The 21,112-nt window shown below is 43.9% G+C and carries 18 protein-coding genes; 12 read left to right on the forward strand and 6 right to left on the reverse strand.

Annotated elements, in window-relative coordinates; translation table 11 throughout:
* Positions 1-146 precede the first annotated feature (146 nt).
* From catA to HCZ91_RS11120, 12 genes are all read left to right on the forward strand, one after another.
* On the forward strand, positions 147-1,070 hold the full coding sequence (gene catA, locus HCZ91_RS11065; RefSeq protein WP_179799433.1) for a catechol 1,2-dioxygenase: 924 nt from the start codon (positions 147-149) through the stop codon (positions 1,068-1,070).
* Between the two features lie 132 nt (positions 1,071-1,202).
* Positions 1,203-2,588, forward strand: coding sequence for a benzoate 1,2-dioxygenase large subunit (benA, locus tag HCZ91_RS11070; RefSeq protein WP_025643599.1), 1,386 nt, complete (start codon positions 1,203-1,205; stop codon positions 2,586-2,588).
* A gap of 61 nt (positions 2,589-2,649) precedes the next feature.
* Positions 2,650-3,147: a benzoate 1,2-dioxygenase small subunit gene (gene benB, locus HCZ91_RS11075; protein ID WP_025643600.1), complete on the forward strand. Its 498-nt coding sequence runs from the start codon at positions 2,650-2,652 to the stop codon at positions 3,145-3,147.
* Between the two features lie 65 nt (positions 3,148-3,212).
* Positions 3,213-4,229, forward strand: coding sequence for a benzoate 1,2-dioxygenase electron transfer component BenC (gene benC, locus HCZ91_RS11080; RefSeq protein ID WP_179799434.1), 1,017 nt, complete (start codon positions 3,213-3,215; stop codon positions 4,227-4,229).
* A gap of 59 nt (positions 4,230-4,288) precedes the next feature.
* Entirely contained in the window at positions 4,289-5,068 is a 780-nt protein-coding gene (locus HCZ91_RS11085; protein WP_179799435.1) for a 1,6-dihydroxycyclohexa-2,4-diene-1-carboxylate dehydrogenase, read from the forward strand.
* Between the two features lie 75 nt (positions 5,069-5,143).
* Complete coding sequence (gene benE, locus HCZ91_RS11090) at positions 5,144-6,373, forward strand: benzoate/H(+) symporter BenE (protein WP_179799436.1); 1,230 nt, start codon at positions 5,144-5,146, stop codon at positions 6,371-6,373.
* 113 nt (positions 6,374-6,486) lie between these two features.
* Positions 6,487-7,176, forward strand: coding sequence for a 3-oxoacid CoA-transferase subunit A (locus HCZ91_RS11095; protein WP_179799437.1), 690 nt, complete (start codon positions 6,487-6,489; stop codon positions 7,174-7,176).
* 59 nt (positions 7,177-7,235) lie between these two features.
* A complete protein-coding gene (locus tag HCZ91_RS11100; protein ID WP_179799438.1) occupies positions 7,236-7,901 on the forward strand; it encodes a 3-oxoacid CoA-transferase subunit B in 666 nt (221 codons plus the stop codon).
* Positions 7,902-7,921: 20 nt separating this feature from the next.
* Positions 7,922-9,142, forward strand: a complete 1,221-nt coding sequence (gene pcaF / locus HCZ91_RS11105; RefSeq protein WP_179799439.1) for a 3-oxoadipyl-CoA thiolase — start codon at positions 7,922-7,924, stop codon at positions 9,140-9,142.
* A gap of 93 nt (positions 9,143-9,235) precedes the next feature.
* The gene (gene pcaD / locus HCZ91_RS11110) at positions 9,236-10,015 is read left to right on the forward strand and encodes a 3-oxoadipate enol-lactonase (RefSeq protein ID WP_179799440.1); all 780 of its coding nucleotides are present in this window, start codon (positions 9,236-9,238) and stop codon (positions 10,013-10,015) included.
* Positions 10,016-10,096: 81 nt separating this feature from the next.
* Entirely contained in the window at positions 10,097-11,392 is a 1,296-nt protein-coding gene (locus HCZ91_RS11115) for a M20 family metallopeptidase (RefSeq protein WP_179799441.1), read from the forward strand.
* 311 nt (positions 11,393-11,703) lie between these two features.
* Positions 11,704-13,065, forward strand: a complete 1,362-nt coding sequence (locus tag HCZ91_RS11120; RefSeq protein WP_179799442.1) for an MFS transporter — start codon at positions 11,704-11,706, stop codon at positions 13,063-13,065.
* A 260-nt stretch (positions 13,066-13,325) separates the two neighbouring features.
* Here the strand turns inward: HCZ91_RS11120 and HCZ91_RS11125 are convergent, their stop codons facing one another.
* The 6 genes from HCZ91_RS11125 to HCZ91_RS11150 all read right to left on the reverse strand — a co-directional run bounded on the left by HCZ91_RS11125 (position 13,326) and on the right by HCZ91_RS11150 (position 20,795).
* Entirely contained in the window at positions 13,326-14,360 is a 1,035-nt protein-coding gene (locus tag HCZ91_RS11125; protein ID WP_257020050.1) for a hypothetical protein, read from the reverse strand.
* Positions 14,361-14,525: 165 nt separating this feature from the next.
* A complete protein-coding gene (locus HCZ91_RS11130; protein ID WP_179799443.1) occupies positions 14,526-15,005 on the reverse strand; it encodes a thioesterase family protein in 480 nt (159 codons plus the stop codon).
* 167 nt (positions 15,006-15,172) lie between these two features.
* A complete protein-coding gene (locus HCZ91_RS11135; protein WP_179799444.1) occupies positions 15,173-16,861 on the reverse strand; it encodes a fatty acid--CoA ligase in 1,689 nt (562 codons plus the stop codon).
* Positions 16,862-17,030: 169 nt separating this feature from the next.
* Complete coding sequence (locus HCZ91_RS11140; RefSeq protein ID WP_179799445.1) at positions 17,031-18,233, reverse strand: 3-oxoadipyl-CoA thiolase; 1,203 nt, start codon at positions 18,231-18,233, stop codon at positions 17,031-17,033.
* Between the two features lie 72 nt (positions 18,234-18,305).
* Complete coding sequence (locus tag HCZ91_RS11145; RefSeq protein ID WP_179799446.1) at positions 18,306-19,871, reverse strand: 3-hydroxyacyl-CoA dehydrogenase; 1,566 nt, start codon at positions 19,869-19,871, stop codon at positions 18,306-18,308.
* Between the two features lie 147 nt (positions 19,872-20,018).
* Complete coding sequence (locus HCZ91_RS11150; RefSeq protein WP_057759956.1) at positions 20,019-20,795, reverse strand: enoyl-CoA hydratase; 777 nt, start codon at positions 20,793-20,795, stop codon at positions 20,019-20,021.
* Positions 20,796-21,112 lie beyond the last annotated feature (317 nt).

Below are 21,112 nucleotides of genomic sequence, written 5' to 3' on the forward strand. Positions count from 1 at the left end.
AGCGCCTTAACCCATTTTTTAATAATTATTGGTCTATACCAGACCAACGGGCACCTGTTTCCAAAAATAAGCAGTGAATGAATAAAATTTGAGTAAGAGTACTCGTTATAACTACCTTTTAAATAGTCCTCAACAAGGAGAGAGACATGGAACGCAGCCAAATTGAAGCATTAGCCACTCAGTTCATCAAAGGCAAAATCGACTTCCCTGAGCAAGTAAATCCACGCGTACAAGAGATTGTCTTGCGTATCGTGACCGACCTTATGCAAACCATTAACGACTTAAAAATCACCGCCGATGAATATTGGTCTGGAGTTGAATTCATTGGTGATTTAGGCAAAGAAGCCGGTTTGTTATCACCAGGTCTTGGTTTTGATCATTTTATGGATTTGATGATTGAAGAAGATCTCAAAGCAGCAGGTCTTGATGGCGGGACTGTACGTACTATTGAAGGTCCACTCTATGTCGCTGGTGCGCCAGAAGAAAAAGGCTTTGCGCGTCTAGATGACGGCACTGACCTTGACAATGGTACCGTGCTATTTATGCAAGGCACTGTTTATGGTGAAGACGGAAAACCTCTTCCAAATGCCAAAGTTGAAGTATGGCATGCCAACAGCTTAGGTAACTACTCTTTCTTTGATGAATCACAGTCTCATTTCAACTTGCGTCGTAGCATCATTACAGATGAGAACGGCAATTATGCATTCCGCAGCATCGTTCCGCTAGGTTACTCGGTACCACCAGAAGGAATGACGCAAAAAGTATTGGGCGCGCTAGGACGTCATGGTCATCGCCCAGCTCACATTCATTTTTTCGCTAGTGCAGACGGTTATCGTAAATTAACCACCCAAATCAATATCGACGGTGATGAATATCTATGGGATGACTTTGCATTTGCTAGTCGTGAGGGTCTAGTTCCCGAAGTAAATATGATTGAAGACGCTGATAAGTTAAAAGAGCAAGGTCTTGATAAGCCATATGCCAGTATCGATTTTGATTTTCATTTAGTAAAAGACATTGACCAAGCTGTACAAGGCAGTGAAGTTGAACGACGCCGTGCGCAAGGTTAATGAGCACTCATATTAAATAGCATTAATTAATTGATCACTACTAGCGACTTACGTTTGATATGCCCTCAGTTGCCGTATCAAACGTAAAATTCTAATCTCATTTTATACCGTCATTATACAAGGAAGGCAGCCATGAGCGAGCGTATCAATCTAGTACCTGAAGGATCAGACATCACTATTGATGATTTTTTAGAAGAGAACAGTGAAAAAGGGATTTATCGTCTGCATCGTAGCGCCTTCACTAACGAAGAGCTGTTCGAGCTTGAGATGAAGTACATCTTTGAGAGCAACTGGGTCTATTTGGCTCATGAGTCTCAAGTTCCTGATAACAATGACTACTACACCTCATACATCGGTCGTCAGCCCGTGATTCTTGCCCGCAATAAAGAAGGCGAGCTGCATTGCATGATTAACTCATGCTCACATCGTGGTGCACAGCTCTGCCGTCATAAGAAAGGCAATAAAGCCACTTACACTTGCCCGTTTCACGGTTGGACTTTTAACAACTCAGGTAAGCTGCTTAAAGTTAAAGACCCAAGACACGCCGGCTACCCAGAATGTTTCAATAAAGAAGGTTCACACGACCTAAAACAAGTGAAAATGGCCAATTATAAAGGCTTTATCTTTGCTAGCTTAAATGATGATGTTCAGTCAATTGAAGACTGGCTTGGTGGTTCTACCAAAATTCTTGACATGATTGTCAATCAGTCGCCAGAAGGTCTAGAAGTTCTACGCGGCACATCAACCTATACCTTTGATGGTAACTGGAAACTGCAAGCTGAAAACGGTGCTGATGGCTATCACGTATCAGCTGTGCATTGGAATTATGCGGCTACCACTGCACGTCGTAAAGAACAAGAAGCAGTCAAAGAAGACAACATCAAAGCCATGAACGCTGGAAAATGGGGACGTCAAGGTGGCGGTTTCTACTCTTTTGAAAACGGACACATGCTGTTATGGACACAGTGGGAAAACCCACAGGACCGTCCAAACTATGCCTATCGCGATGATTATGTCGCTAAATACGGTGAAGCAATGGCGGACTGGATGATTGGACGCTCACGTAACTTATGCCTATATCCAAACGTCTACATTATGGATCAGTTCAGCTCACAAATTCGTATGCTCCGCCCTATCGCGGTTGACAAAACTGAAGTCAGCATATGGTGTATCGCACCAAAAGGCGAAAGCGATGAGTCACGTGCACGCCGTATCCGTCAGTATGAAGACTTCTTTAACGTAACTGGTATGGCAACACCAGATGACTTAGAAGAGTTCCGCTCATGCCAAGAAGGTTATAACGGTATCAAACTTGAATGGAATGATATGTGCCGAGGCTCCGAGCACTGGATTCAAGGAGCAGATGAAGGCGCTGCCGCTATTGACCTAAAACCTTTAATGAGCGGTGTTAAGACTGAAGATGAAGGGCTATATACCGTCCAACATCGCTACTGGCATGAAGAGATGAAAAAAGCTCTAGAGCAAGAGCAGCAGCTACACGGTGCTAATAGCGACTAATACATTTTTATTATTACTCTGCTATTTATTGTAGAACTGACAAAAAATAAGGATATCAATCATGAAAAACACAACTGTTAACATTGAAGACATTAGACAGTTTCTATACCGTGAAGCGCGTTTATTGGATGAGAAAAAATGGGAAGAATGGCTCACTTATTACGATGAAGACTGCCCTTTTTGGATGCCAAGTTGGGATGATGATGGTCAGCTCATCAGCGACCCACAACGAGAAATTTCGCTGATTTATTATCCGGACCGCCGTGGTCTTGAAGATCGTATCTTCCGCATCGAGACTGAGCGCTCATCAGCGACCATACCTGATACACGTACCACGCACAATTTATCAAATATTGAATTACTCGAAAACAATGACGGTATTGTGACGGTGCGTTTCAACTGGATCAACAAGTCCTTTCGCTATCACGAGACCAACACGTATTGGGGTTACTCTCAGTACAAAATAGACATGACTCAAGACCAACCAAAGATTTTAGATAAGTATGTGGTCTTAAAAGACGACTATGTTCATCAAATCATGGATGTCTATCACGTCTAATCATTATTCACTCATTACTTAGTCACTAGCTTTTAATTAATACGTGTTGAAAAGGGATATTTCTCATGGAATATAATATTGCTCTACAGTTCGAAGACGGCGTCACGGGCTTTATCAAGTGTGAAGCCGACGAAACAGTTGCCGAAGCAGCGTATCGTCAAAAATTTAATATCCCTGTGGACTGCCTAGATGGTGCTTGCGGTACTTGCCGTTGCCATTGTGAATCTGGCAGCTATGACATGCACCCTGATATGTATATCGAAGATGCACTCACAGAAGCTGAAGCTGAAGAAGGTTATGTACTCACCTGTCAGATGATTCCTGAAAGCGACTGCGTGATCAAAGTACCAACCTCCTCTGAAGCTTGCAAAGTTGGCAAGTCTGTATTCAAAGGCAAACTACAGCAGCTGAATGTACTGTCTGAGTCTACCATTCACTTTGGCGTCGAAGTCGATAATCCAGATGCGCTAGTATTTTTGCCAGGACAGTATGTCAATATCAGCATTCCTGATTCTAACGAGACACGCTCCTACTCGTTTAGTTCTATGCCTAGCACTAAAGAGGCAGAGTTTGTCGTACGTAATATCCCTAACGGTAAGATGAGCACATTCTTGTCAGACATTGCCCACATTGGTCAAGAGATTGACTTTGAAGGTCCATTCGGCAGCTTTTATTTGCGACCAGTCGTTCGTCCTACTTTGTTTTTGGCAGGCGGTACAGGTATCGCACCTTTCCTATCCATGCTAAAAAGCTTAGAAGTATCGGGCGCTCATCATCCTGTCAGGATGGTCTACGGCGTCACCAACGATTTTGATCTGGTAGAAGTCGAAAAATTAGAGGAGGTCAAACAAAACCACCCTTGGTTTGACTACCGCACCTGTGTCGCCACAGAAGATAGTAGTCATGAGCGTAAAGGTTATGTTACCGGTCATGTTGATAATGAGTGGCTGAACGATGGTGACGTCGATGTGTACTTGTGTGGTCCGTTAGGGATGGTGGATGCGGTGAGTAATTGGTTAGACAGCAGTAATCTAAAACCGTGCAATTTTTACTATGAAAAATTCACGCCCAGTGAACAATAACATAGCTTAGCCGTATTACTCTACTAGCAAAGCATGAGCAAGATTTTTAGGAGACTGTCATGAGTAAAAGATTTGATAATAAAGTATGTATCGTTACTGGTGCCGCCCAAGGCATCGGGCGCGGGGTTGCACTACGCTTGGCAAGCGAGGGCGGCAAAATCGTCATGGCAGACTTCTCTCCACTTGTAGAAGAAGTGTTGGCTGAAATTATTGCCAATGGTGGACAAGCCGTTACCATTCAAGCTGACCTTGAAACCCGTCAAGGTGCTAAAGAGGCTATTGATAAGGCACTTGATAGCTATGGGCGTATCGATATATTGGTCAACAATGTCGGCGGCGCTATATGGATGAAACCTTTTACCAGCTTCTCTGAAGCAGAGATTCAAAAGGAAATCAGCCGCTCATTATTTCCAACATTATGGTGTTGCCATGCAGTATTGCCATCGATGGTCAAACAGCAATCAGGCACTATTGTTAATGTGTCCTCTATCGCAACGCGCGGTATCAACCGCATACCCTATTCGACAGCGAAAGGCGGCGTGAACGCCATGACCGCATCGCTCGCTTTTGAGTATGCAAACGATGGTATCCGTGTGAATGCTGTGGCAACTGGCGGTACTGAAGCGCCGCCCAGAAAGATTCCACGTAACGCCAAACCATTAACTGATGATGAAAAATCATGGATGAATGCGGTGGTTGATCAGACCATTGATCGCACCTTTATGAAACGCTACGGCACGATTGATGAGCAAGTCAATGCCATCTTGTTTTTAGCATCCGATGAGTCTTCTTATATTACTGGTAGTACCATTCCTGTGGGCGGTGGCGACGAAGGCTAATAATAAATCTGCCAATTAGTAGCATGCATCTTAATTTGCAACCCCGTAACGAATGCTAATTTGCAAGGAAGCAATATGGCCTCTGTAATCCAAACCTTAAAAAACGACTGGTCGCTATCTGCATCGGTTGCAGGGTTCTTAGCGGTTCTTATTTCTTATGCGGGTCCTTTGATTATTTTTTTTCAGGCCGCACAAGCCGCACAAGTTTCAGATGCCATGATGGCGTCTTGGATTTGGGGTGTCTCCATCGGTGCTGCCATTCCTGGTATTTATTTATCTATTAAATATAAAACACCGGTTATTACAGCATGGTCCGCCCCTGGTACCGCTTTACTGGTTACCCTATTTCCACAGATGAGTATTAATGAAGCTGTTGCCGGTTATATCATCTCAGCGATTGTCATATTTATTGTTGGAGCGACCGGTTACTTCGACAAAATATTAAAATGGATTCCTAACGGTATTGCCGCTGGCATGATGGCAGGCATCCTATTTCAATTCGGCTTAGAATTATTTAAAGCCACTGATAGCATGCCATTTATCGTCTTTAGCATGTTGGCTTGCTACCTATTAGCCAAACGCTTTTCGCCGCGCTATACGATGATCTGGGTATTGATATGCGGTGTTATCTTAAGCGTCTTACTTGGCAAAATGAACCCTGTCCATTTCGATTTAGCCGTTACCATACCTACTTTTATTGCCCCTGAATGGTCGTGGAACTCAACGTTTAACCTCGCTATACCACTCATCCTTGTGAGCTTAACTGGCCAGTTTTTACCCGGCATGGCTATTTTAAATCTAAGTGGCTATGACACGCCAGCCAAGCCTATTGTGAGTGTTACAAGCCTCGCCTCTTTAGCAGTTGCATGTGTCGGCGGTATTACTATCGTACTTGCCGCTATCACAGCCGCGCTTTGTACTGGCAAAGATGCGCATGAACTTAAGGAAAAGCGCTATATCGCAGGTGTTGCTAATGGCATCTTCTATTTATTTGGCGGTTTATTTGCTGGCAGTATCGTGATGGTATTTAGCTTGCTTCCAAAAGAGCTTGTCGCGGCACTGGCCGGTCTTGCATTAATCGGTGCCATTTCTGCCAATATCACCATTGCTATGAAAAATGATGAGCAAAGAGATGCAGCGTTAATTACCTTTTTGGCGACAGCATCGGGTATGAGCTTTTTGGGATTAAGCTCTGTGTTTTGGGGCATTCTTATCGGCATGATTGCTCACTATATTCTGACCAAAAAACGCTTACTACCAACATCATCTATCTCATTAACGACCTCTAATAATGAAGCCAATTAAGAGCAAGTCTCTTACGAAAAAAATTAAGTAGTGTCAGAGCAATGAGTCTAACCCATGTACCACTTATTAATTTTAAAGACACTACCTCATATGACTTTTTATAGGATATAAACATGATTAATAAAGCTGATAAAAATATAACTGACGTACTTAGTCAAATCAAAGATGGCGCCACCATCATGATTGGTGGCTTTGGCACAGCGGGTCAACCTGCTGAACTGATTGATGGGCTTATTAATTTAGGCGTAAAGGATTTGGTCATCATTAATAATAATGCCGGTAACGGCGACCATGGCCTTGCCAAGCTCTTAAAAACAGGTGCTGTGCGTAAAATCATTTGCTCTTTCCCGCGTCAATCGGACTCTTGGGTATTTGATGAGCTTTATCATGCTGGCAAGATTGAGCTGGAGCTCGTACCACAGGGTAATCTGGCTTGCCGTATTCAAGCAGCAGGTATGGGACTCGGTGCGGTATATACGCCCACAGGCTTTGGCACTTTACTCGCAGAAGGTAAAGAGACTCGAGAAATCGATGGTAAAGACTATGTTCTTGAATATCCGATCAAGGCTGATTTTGCTTTAATCAAAGCTTCTAGAGGCGATCGTTGGGGCAACTTGGTGTACCGCAAGTCTGCCCGTAACTTTGGTCCTATCATGGCAATGGCAGCTGAAGTAACTATCGCCCAAGTCTCCGAAACAGTTGAGCTTGGCGCGCTTGATCCTGAACACATTATTACACCGGGTATTTTTGTGCAGCATGTAGTGCAAATTCAGCCTGCTAGCACTGAATCTGCTAGCGCTTAACTTTCTAGCACAGCTACTACAGCCACCGCTTAATACTGCTAATTATAAGGATCATAATCATGAGCCATACTTCCTACACTGTTTTGACCCGCGATCAAATCGCTGAGCGCGCTGCACAAGATATTCCAGATGGTGCCTATGTCAATTTAGGCATCGGACTACCGACCAAAATTGCAAAATACCTACCGGATGATAAAGATGTCTTTTTGCATTCAGAAAACGGCTTATTAGCTTTTGGACCACCACCTGCTAAAGGCGAAGAAGATCCCGAGCTGATTAATGCCGGAAAAGAGTACGTTACCATGCTCGACGGCGGCAGCTTCTTTCATCATGGCGACTCTTTTGCGATGATGCGTGGTGGTCATCTTGATATCTGCGTACTAGGTGCATTCCAAGTGGCTGCCAATGGCGACTTAGCCAATTGGAGCACGGGTGCGCCAGATGCAATACCTGCAGTTGGCGGCGCTATGGACTTAGCCGTCGGTGCCAAAAAAGTCTTTGTGATGACCAATCACACCACCAAAACTGGCGACCCTAAAATCGTCAGCGAGCTTACTTATCCTGTGACTGGCAAAAACTGCGTTGATCGCATTTATACTGATTTATGTGTCATTGATGTCACCGATAAAGGCTTAGCAGTCACCGAAATGGTCGATGGCATTAGCTTTGAAGACTTACAGGCCTTGACGGGTGCCACACTGACTGACGCTACTACAGTAAAATAATAAAAAGGATAATATCTACAATGGATAACTTAACAAACGCTTATATCATTGACGCCATTCGCACCCCTTTTGGACGCTACGGCGGCGGTCTAGCACTCGTACGTGCAGACGACCTAGGCTCTATCCCTATCAAGGCGTTAATGGAACGTAATGCTAATGTCGACTGGGTACAAGTAGATGACGTCATCTATGGCTGTGCCAACCAAAGCGGCGAAGACAATCGCAACGTCGGACGTATGTCGTCATTGCTAGCCGGCCTACCTTATCAAGTGCCTGCGACAACTGTTAACCGCTTGTGCGGCTCGTCGATGGATGCGTTAGCGATAGCGGCGCGTGCGATTAAAGCTGGTGAAGCCAATTTAATTATCGCAGGTGGTGTTGAGAGCATGAGCCGTGCGCCATTTGTGATGGGCAAATCAGGTCAGGCATTTGGTCGTAGCCAAAATCTTGAAGATACTACTATGGGCTGGCGCTTTATCAATCCAAAGCTTGATGAGCTATATGGCACAGAGACTATGCCGCAAACCGCCGAAAATGTCGCAGAGCAATTTAATGTTAATCGAGCTGACCAAGATGCATTTGCATTACGGAGCCAACAACGTACCGCAGCGGCTCAAGAGACAGGATTTTTTAAAGATGAGATTACCCCTGTCGTCATCCCGCAGCGTAAAGGCGAGCCTGTCACCGTCGATACTGATGAGCATCCTCGCGCTGATACTACTCTTGAAAAGTTGACCAAACTGCGTCCTATCGTCACTGCAGATGGCACGGTAACAGCTGGTAACGCCTCTGGGATTAATGATGGCGCAGCAGCCTTCCTAGTAGCCTCAGAGCAAGCGGTTAAAGAGTTTAATCTAAAGCCGCGTGCACGTATTATAGGGGCAACTACCGTAGGCGTTGAACCACGTATTATGGGTTTCGCCCCAGCACCCGCAATGAAAAAGCTGCTTAAGCAAACCGGACTGTCTCTCGATGAGATGGATGTCATTGAATTAAACGAAGCCTTTGCTGCACAAGCTCTAGCTTGCACACGTGACTTAGGGTTAGCTGATGATAGCGAGCGCGTCAATCCTAACGGCGGTGCGATTGCCCTTGGTCATCCACTCGGCGCCTCAGGTGCACGTTTGATCTTAACCGCCCTTAATCAACTGGAAAAAACAGGTAAGCGTTATGCTATCTGCTCAATGTGTATCGGAGTTGGACAAGGTATCGCGATGATTATTGAGCGTGTTGAGAGCTGATTAATCGTTCAAAATAAAATAAAATAGACACCCAGCTCAATAAGTCAAAAAGAAGACCTTAATCACCCGACAGTTAAAACAAGGACGTTCATCATGCCTGTATTTGAAAATAAAGGTGTCACGCTAAACTATGCCACCTTTGGCGATAGCAGCAACCCTGCCCTAATATTCTCCAACTCTTTAGGTACTAGCTATCATATGTGGCAACCACAAATCGATACCTTGCAAGCCGATTACTTTATCATCTGCTATGACACTCGTGGCCATGGTAAATCATCAGCACCCAGAGGTCCTTATAATTTAAACCAGCTTGGGCAAGATGTGATTAATTTGTTAGATCACCTGCATCTTGATAAGGTGTTTTTTTGTGGCATTTCTATGGGCGGCATAACAGGTCAATGGCTAGCTATCAATCATCCCGATCGCTTCCACCACTTGATGTTATGTAATACCGCCGCGAAAATTGGTAACGAAATAGCATGGACGGAGCGGGCACAATTGGTACGAGAGCAAGGTCTAGCTCCTATCGCGGCTACAGCCGCCTCGCGTTGGTTTACCGAGGGCTTTATCAGTAACCATCCTGATATCGTCAACGCCTTATCTGACACTCTTGCCGCTAGCAGTAGCAAAGGTTATGCCAGCTGCTGTGAAGCGCTGTCTACCGCTGATACTCGCGAGCAGTTAAAAGATATCGATGTCACGATTACGGTGGTGGCAGGATCGGAAGACCCAGTGACGACGGTTGCCGATGGTCAATATATGGTCGATCATATCCCAAATGCCACACTCGCTACTATTGAAGCCTCCCACATCTCAAACATTGAGCAGCCTGAGGTATTCAATCAGCTTGTGCGACAGTATTTAACCTACTAATCACGCCAAATTTATTGAGCAGTTAAGCGCTATTATGAAAAAAAGTCACCACACGGAAGTAATTTCAGACAAGGAAGCAACATGAAAAAGTCATTATTATCATTGGTTGTTAGTATTGCGGCCTGTAGCGCATTTAGTGCTCATGCCGATATTAACATCGATGAACAGGTAAAAAGCGTTGAAAATAAGGTGATTGAATGGCGTCGGGACATTCATCAACATCCTGAACTGAGCAACAGAGAAACCCGTACTGCCGCTATCGTTGCTAAGCATTTAAAGTCACTCGGTATGCAGGTTGAAACTGACATCGCGCACACGGGGGTTGTGGGTTACTTAAAAGGTGCCAAACCCGGCCCCACAGTCATGCTACGGGCAGACATGGATGCATTGCCAGTCACTGAAAAAGCAGATGTGCCTTTTAAATCAACCATTGTGACTAAGTATATGGGTGAAGACGTTGGGGTCATGCATGCCTGCGGACACGATACTCATGTTGCTATGCTAATGGGAACGGCTGAAGTACTGGCTGGCGTACAAAACGAATTGCACGGTAATATTATGTTCGTGTTTCAACCGGCAGAAGAAGGCCCCCCTACAGGTGAAGAAGGTGGCGCCAATCTGATGTTGAAGCAAGGCATATTTAAAAAATATAAACCAGACGTTGCATTTGGACTTCATATTATGTCTAGTTTAAACACTGGTCAAATTGGCTACCGAAGCGGCCCTATCATGGCTAGTGCGGACACCTTTGATATCACCGTAAAAGGCAAGCAGACTCACGGTTCAGCTCCTTGGAATGGGGTGGACCCTATTGCCGCTGCCTCGCAAATCGTTACAGGAATTAATCATATAGTCAGTCGTCAAGTGGACATTACTAAAGAGCCTGCCATCATCTCATTTGGCAAAATAAGTGGTGGAATACGCGACAATATTATTCCAGATAGTGTCAATATGATTGGTACTATTCGTAACTTTGATATGGATAATCGCGATCAAATTTTTAATAACATAAAAACGACTGCCACTCATATAGCGATGGCGTCAGGCGCAGAAGCAGATGTCAAAATCATCAAAGGTTATCCTGTTACGATCAATAATCCAGCGCTTACTGCGCAGATGCTACCCACTCTTAAAAGCGTAGCGGGTGCGGACAACGTATTTGACGTCCCTAAACTAACAGCATCTGAAGATTTCTCGTTTTATTCCCAAGAAGTACCGGGATTATTTATTTTCTTAGGCGGTACACCTGCTGGTCAAGACACTAGTAAGGCACCGTACAATCACTCTCCCTACTTTTACGCAGACGAAGCCTCATTTAAAGTGGGTACTAAAGCGTTGAGTCAATTGGCCATAGACTATTTAGCCATGAACAAATAACGCTTTCATAGAAACCTAAGTAGCTCATATATCTAAAAGATATATGAGCTACTTTTTTATTAGTGTTTTCAAAAAGACTATCTATGATCAGTAAAGGCATTATTTTCTTGAACAATAGTAATATTTTCGGAGTCATCGGCGTATAAATCCTTACAGTGTATTCTAGAGAAAGGTCTCGCTTCTTCTATTCTACCAAAGTAAAAACCATACCTTTTAGGTATAAATTTATACTTAGATGGTTTTTGACTTAGTACCAGTAAAACCCTAACTTGTAAAGCACGTATAAGGATATTACCCACGGAGAAAAACGAATGGAATCTCAAACCTTAAACATCAATAAAGTTATTGATGAAGCCAAATTTTCACCTTTTCATTGGAAAGTCCTATTTTGGTGCTTACTGATTATTATCTTTGACGGCTACGACCTCATTATTTATGGCGTGGCTCTGCCATTGCTTATGGAAGAGTGGTCATTGACTTCGGTACAAGCAGGTTTTCTTGCTAGCGCAGCACTATTCGGCATGATGTTTGGTGCCATGATTTTTGGCACTTTATCTGACAAAATCGGTCGTAAAAAAACAATTATGATTTGTGTCGCTCTATTCAGTAGCTTTACTTTTTTTGGTGCTTTCGCTAGCGGGCCTATGCAGTTTGCGGCTTTGCGCTTCGTTGCAGGTCTAGGTATTGGCGGCGTGATGCCAATCTGCGTGGCACTAACATCTGAATACGCACCGAAACGTATGCGTAGTACTTTAGTCGCTATTATGTTCAGCGGTTATGCAATTGGTGGTATGACGTCAGCATTATTAGGATCTTTTTTGGTGCTAGATTTTGGCTGGGAAATTATGTTTTATATTGCGGGCATCCCTACTTTACTATTGCCAATTATCTGGAAGATGCTACCTGAATCCTTGATGTATTTGGTCAAAGAAAAGCGAGAAGACGAAGCTAAAAGCATCGTTCAAAAATTGGCTCCTCAAGAAAAAGTTACACCCTCTACTACGTTAGTACTAGACGAACCCACCAAAGGTGATGATGCCCCAATTAAAGCGTTATTTCTGAACAGACGTGGACTCACTACTATTATGTTTTGGGTAGCATTTTTTATGTGTTTGCTGATGGTTTACGCTTTAGCAAGCTGGTTACCAAAGCTAATGATTCAAGCCGGTTACTCATTAGGTGCTAGTATGTTATTTCTATTTGCACTTAATATTGGTGGGATGATTGGGGCTATTGGCGGTGGCGTACTGGCCGATAAGTTTCATTTAAAACCTGTACTAACTATTATGTTTGTCGCTGGGGCAGTAGCATTAATTTTGCTTGGCTACAACAGTCCTCAGATTGTACTATATACGCTCATTGCGATTGCTGGCGCTACCACTATCGGCTCACAAATTCTGCTCTATACTTTTGTGGCTCAATATTATCCTACCGCTGTACGCACGACTGCCATGGGCTGGGCATCAGGTATTGGGCGTATTGGTGCTATTGTAGGTCCAATCCTAACTGGTGCGCTTCTCACCTTAGAGCTGACCCATCAGATGAACTTCCTATTTATCGCTATACCAGGTATTATCGCAGCCATCGCTATCTTCTTAGTAAATCTGAGCGCAGCAGTGGACAGTAAAGAAAGCAAACTGCAACCAACAAGATTAGATATGTCAGCAGCGTAAAAGTAATATTGTTTTTAAAATTGTATTACTGTTACTGTAGCAAACACATAGTACACTATCTTTTTATAAGCTAATATAACTGGCGTTTCGACTCTTACAATTGCAACGTCAGTTATATTTATAAAAAAGTTCCTAGTATATATTCTAATACCTGAATAACATGATAAGTATTGATAAAAAATCATTAATCAAGATAATACATCTCCACTATAACTATGGAGATGCCCCATCGTATCGCTTACTTCTCTAAACACTTCAACTCAAAAATCATATTTTGCCATTATCTCAATTTGCTGACCTGCTGGCATCCATGGGAATGTCGTTACGTCCTGATTTCTCCACTCAATACCCAAATCTAAATCTGGTAGATACTCATAGATAAGATTTGCGCTTTTTACATTAGCAGAAGTGTCTGCCGCATCGTCTACATTTACCTCACCATAACGCAAGTTGCCGCGCAGCTTTTGGGTAAATTGATGCTTATATCCTACGCTATAGCCAGTTTGCGAAATAAGCTTCCCATCCTCGGCATCACAGTCTACGCCGCCATTCATAATTAGCGGCCCGCCAACACAGATGGCAGAATAGGCACCCATGCCTTTACCATTGTATATACTGGCATGGAGCGAATCTTTGCCCAATGTCAGCTTGCCCGCTAAAGAAACACCGATACCCACATCTGAACCATCTCCGTTCTCAGAATCACGAGCCATGACAGCCACGTTATAGTCAAAGTTAGATATCTTATCTTTGTAGCTTACCACCATATCAGGTAAGCTCGCATTATCATAAACAGGGTCTTGCGCCGTAAAACGCAGCCCCTTATAAGTATAGTGCAACGTCAAATCTGGCCGAATATAAGAACCACCACCAGAGACCGTGCCCAAACCAGTGCCCCAAAAATCAAGCTGCTCCGTAGAAAGAGGTGCCACTGCCAAAAACTGACCGTTCCAAGTCTTACCCACTGTCAAATCATCAATCTGAACATAAGCATGACGCAAGCGCAGATTTGAGCCGCCCTTGGCGTAATCGCCATAAAAATCACCTTCGATAAACCCCGTGAGTTTTCTATCATCTACCGACTTGGTCGTCTTAACATTGATACGAGACTGGCGTAAATTACCCTTAAATTCCGACTCGCCTTCATCAGGAGAGTTAAAAGCACCTTCTGCTTTGATATAACCACCAATACTCAAAGTCGTGTCGCCTGTCGTCACAAGATCGATTGCTTGTGCAGATACGCATGTTATAACCGTAGCAAAACCTACAGATAGCCTTTTTATATAAAGCATCATTCATCTATTCCCTGTTTTATGTTGATATCCTTATCAATCCCAATTGCTACTACGTTTTCTTTAATCCATAAAAATAAATAATCCTTTTAAATGAGAATTAACTTCTACTTAATAAGTACTTCCTAATTAAAAACCCAAACCATAATTTGACCGATATATTGGGTGTTACGCTTCTTGGTCAATATTCTCTAATGCAGCAATCGCTTCTTTTTGCGACTCATCGATCGGCTTTTTTTGCCCACTCAATTTATCGAGATATACCAACACTGACTCACCGATTGCAACGACTGTTTGCTGCACCGTACTGTAATAGGTATATTCATGAATCAGACTTGAATTACCGATTTTTTTGACCTTGACGCCAATCCATAATTCATCAGGATAGGCAACCGATTTGAGGTATCGACATGAAGAGGCTGCCATCACCGAAGACGTCTGTTCGTTAAATAAACCAAGCCGCCTGTTGTAGTAGATACGAGCGTTTTGAGAGTATTCGTAATAGACAACGTTGTTAACGTGACCAAAAGTATCCATATCACCCCACTCCACTTGCTGAGGATAAATAACGGTAAAGTCATGCAATGGGTGATTGTCATCGCTTGTGACAATCTCTTGTATTTCTGGGAACGTAGGCGCAGCTTCCATAGTTTCTCTCTTTTTGTTAGACAGGTTTTGTTATAGAGATAATGAGTGTGACTCAGGGTACTCGTGACTCACACACCTTCCCCATTCCTAGCATTTAGTCAAAAGCTAGGGTTTATACAAGTTCTCACTTTTGTCAGAGTCGATTTGATGGTGACCGGATTGTTTGACTAGATGAGATTTTCTGAGTACATCGAACGCATACGTTTTTTATCGAGTTTACCGACGCTGGTTTTTGGCATGTCTGGCAAAAACCTCACTTCACTTGGCACACCGTATTTTGGCAGATGACCTCTCTCTACTGCTTGATGACCCAATGCCAAAATATCTTCCATTTTTGTGTCGACATGGTCTGGTTTTAGCACGATCAATGCCAAGGGACGTTCGCCCCAACGCTCATCTGGCACACCAATCACCGCGATATCAGCCACGCTGGGATGAAAGGACAAAATGGTTTCAACCTCAAGCGAAGATACCCATTCACCGCCAGATTTAATGACATCTTTGAGCCTGTCTGTGATGCTTAGCGTGCCATCAGCAGTCATGCAGGCGATGTCTTGAGTATGCATCCAGCCGCCTTTCCATAACTCGTTACCTGCATCAGGATTTTTGAAATAACTTTGTGTCAACCACGGCGCGCGTATCACAAGCTCGCCTGTCGATTTGCCATCCATGGGTTGTGGCTTACTGTTTTCATCCCAGATTTCCATCGAAACTAGCATAATGGGTGAACCTGATAGGCAACGATAATTGAGCTGTTCTTCTATGGACATTGCAGTTGTTTTATCATTGAATACTGCTCTAGCTAATACTGGACAAGATTCTGACATTCCAAAACCAGGCATAAACTCTACACCCATATCAATAGCATTCTTAGCCAAGCCTTTATTTATTTTAGAACCACCTACCATCAGCTTAAGACCATTAAATTTGCGTCCTCGGGCTGCCATCTCCTTGAGTAACATTTGTAAAATTGTTGGAACGCCATGTGATAATGTAACCTTATGATTTTCAATCAGGTCAACCAGTGCCCCTGGATTGTATCGCCCTGGATAAACTTGCTTGAGTCCTATCATGGTGGCACCATATGGCCAGCACCATGCATGAACATGGAATAACGGCGTCATTGGCATATAGACATCGTTATAGCGAACACCTTGACCTTCAGCATTGAGCGCTGTTGATAGCGTACTTGCCATCGTCTGTAGTACAATCTGTCGATGGGTAAAGAAAACGCCTTTTGGATCGCCTGTCGTCCCACTGGTATAGAATGTCGTAGCAATAGTGTTTTCGTCAAAGTCTGGGAAGTCAAACTCGTCACTAGCAGCTGCTAATAGCGCCTCATATTCGCCATCGACATAGTCAGGCAGCTCAGCTTCATTACCGCCTGCTTTATCATTCTCTACATCATCCGCCCAAATTACATGTTCGATAGAAGGCGTGTCGTCGCGGTAGTTTTTAATCATCGGCGCAAATTCAGCATTCAATAACAAGGCTTTTGGCGCAGCATGATTGACGGTGTATAGCACTTTTTCTTCAGACAGACGCACATTAACGGTTTGCAAAATCATGCCCGACATTGGTACTGCAAAGTATGCCTCAAGGTAACGATGACTGTCCCAATCCATGACCGCGACCACATCACCTGCCTGCAAACCCATGTTTTTTAAGACATTGGCCAAGCGATTAATACGCTTAAAAAACTCAGCATAGGTATAAGTGACTTTGTCCGCATAGCTAATGGTTTGGTTGGTGGAAGCAATCTTAGCGCGGTTTAGTAGCTGTTTGATAATTAACGGAAACTCATACGCTTCTTCGGCTTGATGGTAATTATCGTGTTCGTTGAGTATGGTTGTCATAGTATCTTCCTTGATAATAAATTTTTCTTGATATAGTCAATTTTCTATAAAAGAGTGACAGCGTTAACCTCACTTGAAGTATCACAGTTACATCTGCGCTCGGTTGCATTGTCTCTCTTTTAAACTGAATCAACTATAATCAATAATGGGGCGAGCGTGTTTTTGAGTCTTAGACGCGTTCTATCACCATGGCAAGCCCTTGCCCAATACCAATACATAAGCTGACCACGGCATATTTGCCACCCGTACGCTGTAGCTCTCGAGCGGTACTCAAGGCGATTCTTGTACCTGATGCGCCAAGCGGATGGCCGACAGCGATGGCTCCACCATTGGGATTGACACGCTTATCATCAAAGTCAATATCCAACCCTTTTAGACAACCAAGCACTTGAGAAGCAAATGCTTCATTAATCTCAATAACAGACATGTCCTCGAGGCTCAAACCAGCACGCTTTAGTGCCAGCTTGATCGCTTCAACAGGACCCACGCCCATGATATTGGGTTCAACACCCATTGCACCTGATGATAGGATCTTGGCAATCGGTTTAAAGCCTAGCTTTTTCTCTGCTTGCTTTGAGCCGATAATGAGCGCAGCTGCACCATCATTGATGCCAGACGCATTACCTGCGGTGACGATTCCATCTTTGTTTAAAGGCTTGAGCTTTTGTAGTGCTTCAATATTAGAGCTGGCACGCGGATGCTCATCATCTATGACTACTTTTGCGGGCAATTTCTTACCTTGGGGTACGGTGATAGGTGTTATTTCATCGTTAAAAAAACCTGCTTGCTTGGCAGCTTGGTACTTGGCTTGCGATGCTGCTGCAAACTTATCGGCTTCCTCGCGCGTAATACCATACTTCTGCGCGACATTATCGCCCGTCTGCGGCATGGTATCACTGCCAAACTGCTCAATAATTTTTGGGTTGGGGAAACGGCTACCAATGGTTGTATCAAATACTTTGAAGTCACGGCTAAAAGGCTGTTCTGTCTTGGCAAATACAAACGGCGCACGCGTCATCGACTCGACCCCACCTGCTAAAATAATATCCCCTTCGTTGCACGTAATACTGCGAGCAGCATCGACAACAGTAGACAGACCTGATGCACATAGACGGTTTACTGTCTGACCTGGGGTAGTTACATCCAACCCTGCTAACAAAGCCGCGTTACGCGCGATGTTACGAGAGTCTTCACCTGCTTGGTTGGCACTGCCTAGCAACACTTCATCAAAGATATCAGCAGATAGTTGGTGCTTTTCGACCAACGCTTTCATCACGGTAGCAACCAAATCATCAGCACGTACGGTTGCTAATGCGCCAACATAGCGACCAAAAGGACTTCTTAATCCATCATAAATATAGGCATCTAACATAAAGTTTCCTTGTCGTATTTTTAACTCTGAATAATAGTTTTATGGTTTGGCAATATTGCTGTGTCGTCAATATTAGTATTTGGTCTGCTGAGTAAACAATGACATATCAAGCTTGGCGCGGCGTTGCAGCCAAGGGCTTGGACGATAACGTGGGTCACCTGTCAGCCCGTAGATGCGCTCTAAAATAAGCAGCACACGCGAGGCCCCAAGATGATCGCCCCAAGAAATAGGACCATATGGATAACCTAACCCAAGCTTGACAGCATTATCGATGTCTTCAGGTGAAGCAATCCCTTGCATGGCAATGTCACAACCGAGATTAATCACCATAGCGACCACACGTTGTGCCACAAAGCCGATGCTTTCGGAAATCAGCGTGGCACCGACCATAGGCTGTGTGGTTGCTTCACTGTCATCCAAGCTTTTACCAAATAACGTATAGGCTTGTGCGATAAATGTCTCCTGCGTGACGAGACTTGGCATCAAAGTACGATGCTTTGCTAGTCCAGTGAGCATATCAATGGCAACGGCTTGCTTAGGATTAACTTGATAACGAATGGCAGCATTGGTCGTATCTTCGCCATAGGGTGCGAGCAGCACCAAACTATCAGGGTTTGGCTTGTCGTTGTCATCGATAGTGATACCCTGAGATTTTAGGTAATCGACCAACTGAGTTTTGTCTTCTACCAGATCAGCCCCAACCCAAACTGAGGTGATGACGGCATCAGATATGAGTGCTTCGGACGACTGATCTTGAGCAGTGGCCGTTGACAACTTCTGACCGTTTTCATAGTGATAGAACCCTGCACCAACCTTACGACCAAGCTTTTTACCTACTAGCATTTGACGGGTCAATGGATGCGGGCGATAACGCGCTTCGTGATAGAACTGGTTGTAAATCGACTCCATCACGGGGTGCGATACATCGATACCAGTGAGGTCTAATAGCTCAAACGGCCCCATGCGAAATCCTGCGCCTTCACGCAAAATTTGGTCAATATTCTCAAACGTGGTTACCCCTTCACCCAATATTTTTAACGCTTCTGTGCCGTACGCTCTACCGCCATGATTGACGATAAAACCCGGTGTGTCTTTTGCTACCACACCTAGATGACCCATACGTTTGGCCAAATCGGAGAGAACGTCAATCACTGATTGCTGAGTAGACAGACCTGGAATGACCTCTACAATTTTCATTAAGGGGACTGGATTAAAGAAGTGAAATCCTGCCACGCGCTCCGGATGATCACAGTCAGCAGCAATTGCGGTCACTGATAAGGATGAGGTATTGGTTGCCAAAATAGTATCGGCAGTGACCACACCTTCTAACTGGGCAAAAAGCTGTTTTTTGATGTCTAGATTTTCGATAATGGCTTCAACCACTATCTCAGCAGTCGCAATTTGGTTAAGCTCCTGTAGTACCGTCAAATTACTTAAAGTGTTCTGTAACTGCGCATCGGTAAACTTACCTTTAGCAGTTAGTTTTTCTAGGGTACTTTGCAAGGATTGTCGTCCTTGTTCAGCAGCGCCTGACTTAGCGTCATACAAGAGTACTTGGATGCCAGCTTGAGCAGCAATTTGAGCAATACCCATGCCCATAATACCAGTGCCGATAATGGCAATTGTGTTCACAGTCATAATAACTCTCTACATAGTGTGCTATGAAATTTTGGTTCAAAGGTGATAACTTGCTTCAAAAGCAATCACAATGTGGCTCTGAATTCACGTGCCTATGAATTCACGTGCCTATGAATTCACGTGCTTATGAATTAACGCGGCTAGGGATTAATGCCCTTTGTACTCCGCAGGACGCTTTTCTAAGAAGGCTTTAGCGCCTTCTTTTTGGTCGTGAGTATTGAACAAAATCTGGAAAGCCTTACGCTCTAAAGCCAATGCACCTTCTAAAGGCATATCAACACCTAGATTTGCCACTTCTTTGATTTGCGCTAAGGCAATGGGAGAGTAATGTGATAGCTGCTCAGCAATCTCAATGGCGCGTGTGATAGTAGCCTCATCTTCAACGACTTCAGATACCAGCCCCATTGTGTCCGCCTCATCAGCGCTGATCATATCGCCCGTTAGTACCATTTTCATGGCCTTATGTTTGCCAATCGCGCGAAACAAACGCTGCGTTCCGCCAGCACCTGGCATGAGTCCTATCTTGATTTCGGGTTGACCAAATTTGGCAGACTTGCCTGCGATGATGATGTCAGCATGCATGGCCAACTCACAGCCACCGCCCAGAGCGTAACCATTGACGGCAGCAATAATAGGCTTTCGGCAGTTAGTGATGGCATTCCAATAGCGTTCACTATGACGCAAGTACATATCCACTGTGCTAGTAGTCAAAAAATCGTTGATATCCGCACCAGCGGCAAACACCTTGTCACCACCAGTAAGGACGATCGCTTTGGTTTGTGAGTCATCATTTAATTGAATGAACAGGTCTGCCATTTGTTGGCGTAGCTCACTGTTTAGTGCATTGCGCACTTTGGGGCGATTAAGTCTAACGACACTCACGCCCTCTCCTTTTTTCTCACAAATAATGAGCGGCTCTTCCATGATCGACTCCTTAAACATCATTTTTGTATAAAATACAAACACTCTAGCAAAGCATTTATTTTAAATATTAAATATCGCTATGCGGTATTTAATATCAATATATACTGTTTATTTTGGTTTGTGAAGTAGAAAAAATAGATAATTTAGAATAAAATCGGGATAAAAGGTTGTATTAAATTATATAAATACCGCAATGCGGTTTTTTAAACCAAAACTATTGTAATTTAATAATTCATCGATTATGCTGTTTATCCAAGGACGTCACATTATTTATTACAGTCACAGAGCCGATATTGATATCAGGCATCAATCAAACA

The sequence above is a fragment of the Psychrobacter sp. BI730 genome, from assembly GCF_013414195.1.
Taxonomy (GTDB): Bacteria; Pseudomonadota; Gammaproteobacteria; order Pseudomonadales; family Moraxellaceae; genus Psychrobacter.